Source organism: Micromonospora sp. NPDC003776, from assembly GCF_053605645.1.
Map to the genome: position 1 here is coordinate 1 of NZ_JBSGJR010000391.1, position 6,786 is coordinate 6,786.

Annotated in this window: 6 protein-coding genes and 2 pseudogenes; 3 read left to right on the top strand and 5 right to left on the bottom strand. The window is 73.8% G+C overall.

The genetic code is table 11. The annotated features are described in order from the left end of the window. Positions 1 to 119: 119 nt before the first annotated feature. The 4 genes from ACWEVO_RS25780 to ACWEVO_RS25795 form a co-directional block, all read right to left on the bottom strand. Positions 120 to 929, bottom strand: coding sequence for an ABC transporter permease (locus ACWEVO_RS25780; RefSeq protein WP_452310092.1), 810 nt, complete (start codon positions 927 to 929; stop codon positions 120 to 122). Continuing rightward, positions 926 to 1,897 carry an ATP-binding cassette domain-containing protein gene (locus ACWEVO_RS25785; protein WP_452310093.1) on the bottom strand — a complete coding sequence of 324 codons (972 nt, stop codon included), beginning with the start codon at positions 1,895 to 1,897 and terminating at the stop codon, positions 926 to 928. The genes ACWEVO_RS25780 and ACWEVO_RS25785 overlap by 4 nt, the downstream gene beginning before the upstream one ends. A 154-nt stretch (positions 1,898 to 2,051) precedes the next feature. Then, the gene (locus ACWEVO_RS25790) at positions 2,052 to 3,674 is read right to left on the bottom strand and encodes an acetolactate synthase (RefSeq protein ID WP_452310094.1); all 1,623 of its coding nucleotides are present in this window, start codon (positions 3,672 to 3,674) and stop codon (positions 2,052 to 2,054) included. Between the two features lie 110 nt (positions 3,675 to 3,784). Further along, entirely contained in the window at positions 3,785 to 4,558 is a 774-nt protein-coding gene (locus tag ACWEVO_RS25795) for an enoyl-CoA hydratase/isomerase family protein (protein ID WP_452310095.1), read from the bottom strand. A gap of 98 nt (positions 4,559 to 4,656) precedes the next feature. Between ACWEVO_RS25795 and ACWEVO_RS25800 the strand changes: the two genes are divergently transcribed. Further along, positions 4,657 to 5,166 (top strand): DUF6232 family protein, encoded by a 510-nt coding sequence (locus ACWEVO_RS25800; protein ID WP_452310096.1) that lies wholly within the window; start codon positions 4,657 to 4,659, stop codon positions 5,164 to 5,166. Here the strand turns inward: ACWEVO_RS25800 and ACWEVO_RS25805 are convergent. Further along, positions 5,109 to 5,543 (bottom strand): nuclear transport factor 2 family protein, encoded by a 435-nt coding sequence (locus tag ACWEVO_RS25805; RefSeq protein WP_452310097.1) that lies wholly within the window; start codon positions 5,541 to 5,543, stop codon positions 5,109 to 5,111. The two genes, ACWEVO_RS25800 and ACWEVO_RS25805, sit on opposite strands and share 58 nt — an antisense overlap. A gap of 410 nt (positions 5,544 to 5,953) precedes the next feature. Here ACWEVO_RS25805 and ACWEVO_RS25810 point away from each other — a divergent pair. Both ACWEVO_RS25810 and ACWEVO_RS25815 read left to right on the top strand, forming a co-directional pair. Next, positions 5,954 to 6,456: pseudogene (locus ACWEVO_RS25810) on the top strand (DUF6232 family protein). 50 nt (positions 6,457 to 6,506) lie between these two features. Continuing rightward, positions 6,507 to 6,786 (top strand): annotated as a pseudogene (locus ACWEVO_RS25815) (hypothetical protein); the annotation flags it as partial.

The window sequence follows — 6,786 nt, forward strand, 5'->3', positions numbered from 1 at the left end:
GGATCCGGCCGGGCAGGTCCAGCTGGCGTTCCAGGGCGAGGTGGTGCTCCCGGGTTTCGCCGAGGCGTACGCGGGCGGGCTGGGCTACCGGTTCGAGACCGCCGCCGAGGCGGTCCGGGTCACACTCGACGCCTGAGCGCCCGCACGGCGAGCGGGGCGAACGCGGCGAGCAGCACGGCAGCCCAGATCAGCGACCGGGTGACCGGCCCGGCCACCGGTCCGGAGACCAGCAGGCCCCGCAGCGCGTCGGCGAGGATGGTGGCCGGGTTGACCTCCACCCAGTGCCGCATCCAGGACGGCATCTTGTCGGTCGGGACGAACGCGTTGCTGGTGAAGGTGAGCGGGAAGATCACCATGAAGCCGAAGATCTGCACCTTGTCCGGCTCGCTGACCAGCACGCCGACCAGCACGGAGATCCACGAGGCGGCCAGGGAGAAGACCAGCAGCAGGGCGAACGCGGCGAGCAGCCCGGCGACCCCGTTACCCACCCGGAAGCCGAGGATCATCCCGACGCCGAGCAGCAGCGCCACCGACCAGGCCTGCTTGACGGTGTCGGCGAGGATCCGCCCGGCCAGCGGCGCCCAGCGGGCGATCGGCAGCGCCTGGAGCCGGTCGAAGACCCCCTTGGTCAGGTCGGTGTTCAACCCGAAGCCGGTGGTCATGGTGGCGAAGAAGGCGTTCTGCACGATGATCCCGGGCAGCGCGAACTTCAGGTAGTCGCCGGGCGAGCCGGCGATCGCGGTGCCGAAGACGTACGTGAAGAGCAGCACGAACATCACCGGCTGGATGCTCAGGTCGAGCAGTTCCATCGGGTTGTGCTTGATCTGGACGAGGCTGCGCCACGCCAGGGTGACGGTGTGCCGCAGCCCGGCGACGAGGCCCGGGCGGCGGGCCGGAACGGGCGGGGCGGCGAGGGTGGCGGCGGTCATGCCGGGACTCCTTCCAGGTCGGCGGCGGCGGTCTCCGGCTCGGCGCGGTGACCGGTCAGATTGAGGAAGACCTCGTCCAGGCTGGCGCCGCGCAGGGCCAGCTCGGCCACGGCGACCTCGGCGGCGTCGAGCCGGCGGACCACGGCGGGCAGCACGCCCGGGTCGTTCACCGGCACCGAGACGGTGGTCTGGGCGACCTCGGGCGTGGCCCCGGTCACCTCGGCGGCGACGGCCAGCACCGTGGGCAGGTCGGTCGGATCGGCCGGCCGGACCGCGAGCACCTGCCCGCCGGTCCGGGCCTTCAGCTCCTCCGGCGAGCCCTGGGCGATGACCCGGCCGTGGTCGACCACGGCGATCTCCCCGGCGAGCTGGTCGGCCTCCTCCAGGTACTGCGTGGTCAGCAGCACGGTCACCCCGTCGGCGACCAGGCCCCGGACGATGTCCCAGAGTTCGTTGCGGCTGCGCGGGTCGAGCCCGGTGGTCGGCTCGTCGAGGAAGAGCACCTGCGGCCGGCCGACCAGGCTGGCGGCCAGGTCGAGCCGCCGGCGCATGCCGCCCGAGTAGGTCTTGGCGGCCCGCTCGGCGGCGTCGGTGAGCTGGAAGTCGGCGAGCAGCTGCCGGGCCCGGGCCCGGGCCTCGGCCCGGGAGAACCCGAGCAGCCGGCCGATCAGCAGCAGGTTCTCGGTGCCGGTGAGGTTCTCGTCGACCGAGGCGTACTGGCCGGTGAGGCCGATCAGCTGGCGCACCCGGTGCGCGTCGCGGCGGACGTCGTACCCGCCGACGGTGGCGTGCCCCTCGTCGGCGGCAAGCAGGGTGGCCAGCACCCGGACCGCCGTGGTCTTGCCCGCCCCGTTCGGCCCGAGCAGCCCGAACACCGTCCCGGCGGGGACGGCCAGGTCCACCCCGGCCAGGGCGGTGGTCGCGCCGAAGCGGCGGACCAGGCCCTCCGCGCGGATCGCGTATGTCATCGGAACTCCCGTCGTTCTCGCTGGTCACCCCACCTTGAGCGACGGCGCTGACGTTACGGCGACAACCGCTGACAGACCGCTGATTTTGCCTCCGGGCAGAAGGACGCGACCGCCGTCGCCGGTCGTTCCGGCGGCGGCGGTCGCGGTGGCCGGGTCAGGCCAGGTTGGACGAGCGGGGGTACGCGTCGGCCGGGTCGGTCAGCACGTTGACCAGGTACGGCACGCCGGCGTCGAAGGCGCGGGCCAGGGCTGGGCCGAGGTCGGCGGCCTTCGCCACCGTCTCACCCGCACCGCCGAGCGCCTCGACCACCTTGTCGTAGCGCAGCGCCGGCTGGAGGTCGGCGGCCACGTCGTAGCCGTACATGGCCCGCATCGGGTGCTTCTCCAGGCCCCAGATGCCGTTGTTGCCGACCACGATGACCACCGGCAGCTGCTGCCGGACCAGGGACTCGACGTCCATCAGCGAGAAGCCGGCCGCGCCGTCGCCCATCAGCACGCAGATCTGCCGGTCCGGGTGGCTGACCCGGGCCCCCATGGCGTAGCCCATGCCGGTGCCGAGGCAGCCGTACGGCCCGGGGTCGAGCCAGGTGCCCGGCTGCGCCGGCTCCAGGTACTTCCCGGCGTACGAGACGAAGTCGCCGCCGTCGCCGATGGTGATCGCGTCGGCGGCGAGCACCTTGCGCAGCTCGCCGTAGACCCGGGCCGGGCGGATCGGGTCGGTCTCGGCGCCCATCTCCTCGGCGTCGCGGGCCTTCGCGGCGTCCTCGGCGGTACGCAGCTGCGCGATCCAGTCGGCGTGGTCGGCCCGGTCGCCGGCGTGCTCGGCGAACGCGGTGAGGACCAGGCGCAGGTCGCCGGCGGGGGCGGCGGCCGGCTGGACGTGCCCGGCACGCTGGCTGGGCGCGTCGACGACGTGCACCACCTGCGCGTCGCCGAAGTCGCCGAAGGCGAGCCGGAAGTCGAGCGGGGTGCCGACCACCACGACCACGTCGGCGTTCTTGAGCGCGACCCGGCGGGCCTTGGCGAAGGCGAGCGGGTGCTCGGGGGGCAGCGCCCCGCGGCCCATGCCGTTGGTGAAGACCGGCACCTGGAGGGACTCGGCGGCGGCGCGCAGGGCCTCGACCGCGTCGCCCGCGTACACGTCGGAACCGGCGATGACGACCGGGCGGGACGCGGCGGCGATCAGGCGGGCGGCCTTCGCGACCTCGTCCGGGTCGGCCTCGATCGGGGCGGGCGGGGTGACCGCGGGCAGCTCCGCGTCGCCGACGGAGAAGACCGCCTCCAGCGGGAAGTCGAGGAAGACCGGACCGCGGTGCGGGGTGAGCGCGGTGGTCAGCGCGGCGGAGACCGCGCGCGGGATGTCGTCGGCGCTGAACACCGTCTCGGCGTGCTTGGTGACCGGGGCGACCAGGGGCAGGTGGTCCATCTCCTGCAGGCTGCCGGAGCCCCAGCGGAACTGGGGGGCACGCCCGCCGAGCACCAGCACCGGCGAGGCGTTGAAGAAGGCGCTGGTCAGGCCGGAGACGCCGTTGGTGACGCCGGGTCCGGCGGTGAGCACGGCCAGGCCGGGGCGGCGCTGGAGCTTCGCCACCGCCTCGGCGGCGAAGACGGCGGACTGCTCGTGCCGGACGTCGTAGAGCGGGAAACCGGCCTTGTGCGCGGCGTCGTAGAGCGGGAAGACGTGCCCGCCGGAGAGGGTGAACATCTCCCGTACGCCGTGTGCGCGCAGCGCCGCGAGGGCCAGCTCGCCGCCGTGACCTTCGACCCGTTCCGTCATCGCCACTCCCCTTCGTTGCCTGACCGGAGTCACACGCTACTGGCCGGTAGGCGAGATGTGAACCGCTCTCGGGTCGGCGGTGCGGCGGACCGCCGACCCGGGAGCGCGGCTCAGCGGCCGGTGAAGCCCGGCTTGCGCTTCTCGACGAACGCGGCCATGCCCTCGCGCCGGTCGTCGGTGGCGAACAGCGCCGCGAAGAGCTGGCTCTCCCAGGCCAGACCGGAGGTGAGGTCCATATCCAAGCCGGCGTCGACCGCCGCCTTGGCGGCCCGCAGGGCCTGCACCGGGCCGGTCAGGAACGGCTTCACGTACGCGACGGCGGCGTCGTAGACCCCGGCGGCCGGGACGACCTGGTCGGCCAGGCCGATCCGCAGCGCCTCCGCGGCGTCGATCATCCGGCCGGTCATGATCAGGTCCTTGGCCCGGGCCGGGCCGACCAGGCGGGCCAGCCGCTGGGTGCCGCCGGCCCCCGGGATGATGCCGAGCTTGATCTCCGGCTGGCCGAGCTTGGCGTCCTCGGCCACGATCCGCCAGTCGCACGCGAGGGCCAGCTCGCAGCCGCCACCGAGGGCGTACCCGGTGATCGCGGCGACCACCGGCTTCGGGATCCGGGCGATGGCGCCGAGCGCGCTGGAGAGGTCGGCCGCCCGCTCCGCCATGTCCACGTAGGACATGTCGGCCATCTCCTTGATGTCCGCGCCGGCCGCGAAGACCTTCTCCCCGCCGTACACGATGACCGCGCGGACCTCGGCGTCCGCGGTGGCCGCGGCGGCGGCGGCGCGCAACTCCTCCTGCACCTGGGTGTTGAGCGCGTTCATCGGCGGCCGCTCCAGCCGGATGGTGCCGATGCCGTCCTTCACTTCCAGCCTGACGAACTCGCCCATGCTGCCCTCACTTCCTCGTCGAAGTCGCGTGCCAACCTTACGGCCCGGCTCGTTGGGGTAGAGAGTGTGGTGCAGGCCCGGGCACCCGGAGAGAGGCCATGATCACGTACTACGACGACCGGACGGTGCAGGTCACCTCGACCACCCTGCGGGTGGACGGGCGTACCTACCCGCTCGTCGAACTGGGCATGGTCTGGCACCGGCGGGGCAGCCGGTCGTGGCGGGTGCTCGCGGGCCGGGGGGCGATCGGCGCGGCGCTCACCGGCCCCCTGGTCGCCGCCGGGCTCGGCATCGCGCTCGCGCTCTGGCTGCACCGCTCCCCGGTCGTCACGATCGCCATCGTCGGGGCGTCCGTGCTGGTCGGCCTCGGCGTCGGGCCGCTCGCCGACGTGCTCTTCGAGCACCTGGACCGGTCGTACGCCCGGGGCAGCCGGGAGCTGGAGATGTGGGCCCGCTGGCGCGGCCAGCCGGTGCGGCTGCTGCGCACCGGCGACGCGCTGCGCTTCGGCCAGATCTACCGGGCGGTGCAGCGGGCGATGGAGCAGGCGCCTCAGTCGAAGATGATCGGCTCGTCCGGCAGCAGCCCGAGGCCGCGCAGCAGGCCGTAGGTGTCCTGCTCGCCCCAGAACTGCACGATCCGCCCGCCGGCCAGCCGGTACATCTTGCAGGCGCTCTGCACGGTGGTGGCGCCTGTCGAGTCGCGCCGGTACGTCTGCGCCATCGAGACCACCACCCGGTCCTCGGCCGCGAAGATCTCCAGGATCTCCTGGTCGAGCACGGTGAGCCCGGGCGAGGAAACGGCTCCTTCCGGGTAGCGCCGGCCGCGCACGGCCGTGCCGCTGCCGTAGATCTCCACGTCCTCGGCGACCACCTCGGCCAGTTCGGCGAGGTCCTTCGTGACGAAGGTCCGCAGGTAGCGCCGGACCACCTCGACGTTGCGCTCCTGCTCGGTCCTGGCCGTCCCGGCCCCGCTCCGCTCCGCCATGGCCGCGACGCTACCCGGACGATTTCGGCTGCGCCGCCCCCGGCCGCGCTGCCTTGTCCGGGCGGTGCCGCCTGTCCCGCCCTGCGGGCCGAGAGCCACTCGCCCGCCGGCCCGGCTCCACACCGCAGCGCTCGCGAACCCGGCAGCCATGGTGTTGTTCGTTGCCTTCGGAGCTGACATCACCAACGACTCGCCGCCCCCGCCGCGAAGCTCCCGCGCGCCGGCACGCCTCCGGGCGCCGGCCGGGAGGCCGGCCCGGGCGGCGGCGACCGGTGGGGTGATATCGCGAACGACTCAGCTCCAAAGGCATCGTGGACCCGTTCAGCCCCAACCGATCGCGCCGGCCCGTGCGCGCGGAAAGCCCCGACATACCGCGGGCCGGGCTTGAACCGGGGTGGTTAGCCTTAATGATGGTCCTCTATTTCCGGGACGATGCGGTGCAGGTCACCTCCGAGGCCATCCACGCCGGCGGGCAGGTCGTCCGGCTCGCCGACATCGCGTACGTGTGGCACGCGCGCGGGGCGACCACCCTGGCCGTACGGGGACGGGTCCTCGGCCGGGGCGTGCTGGTCCTGCTCCTCTCCCTGCCGCCGCTGGTCGCCCTGGTCTGCGTCCTCTCCCTGGCCTGGGCCGCGCAGGACCGGGGCAACTGGAAGCTGGCGCTGCTCATCCTCGGCGCCTTCGTGTCATCCTCGGCGCCTTCGTGGCGGTCGGGCTGGCGCTGACCCCGTTCCTGGAACTGCCGCTCGGCTGGCTGGACCGCTCCTACGAGCGGGGCAGCCGGGTGCACGAGCTGTGGGTGCAGCACCACGGGCGGGAGGTGATGCTGCTGCGCACGCCGGACGCGCTGCGGTTCGGGCAGATCTACCGGGCCGTGCAACGGGCCGTCGAGCAGCAGGGCGAGCGCCGGTGAGCAGCGGCGCCACCGGGCGGTCCTGGCCCGGCCGACGCACACTGGTGGGCATGGCGATTCCCCTCCCCCGGCCCGGCGCCGTCGTCGGGCTCACCCGTGCCGCCCTGGACCAGGTACTCGGCTCCGCCGCCGCGTTCACCGCCGTGCCCGCCCGCGCGTTCGCCGTGCTCGACGACGTGGAAGCGCTGCTGCGCCGGATCAACGGGGTGGTGGACCGGATCGAGGGCACCCTCGACCGCACCGACCGGGTGCTGACCGACGCGGACGCGGCGGTCCGGGAGGTCGCGGTGATCAGCGCCGCCGCCACCGAGGCGGTCGGCACGGCGACCG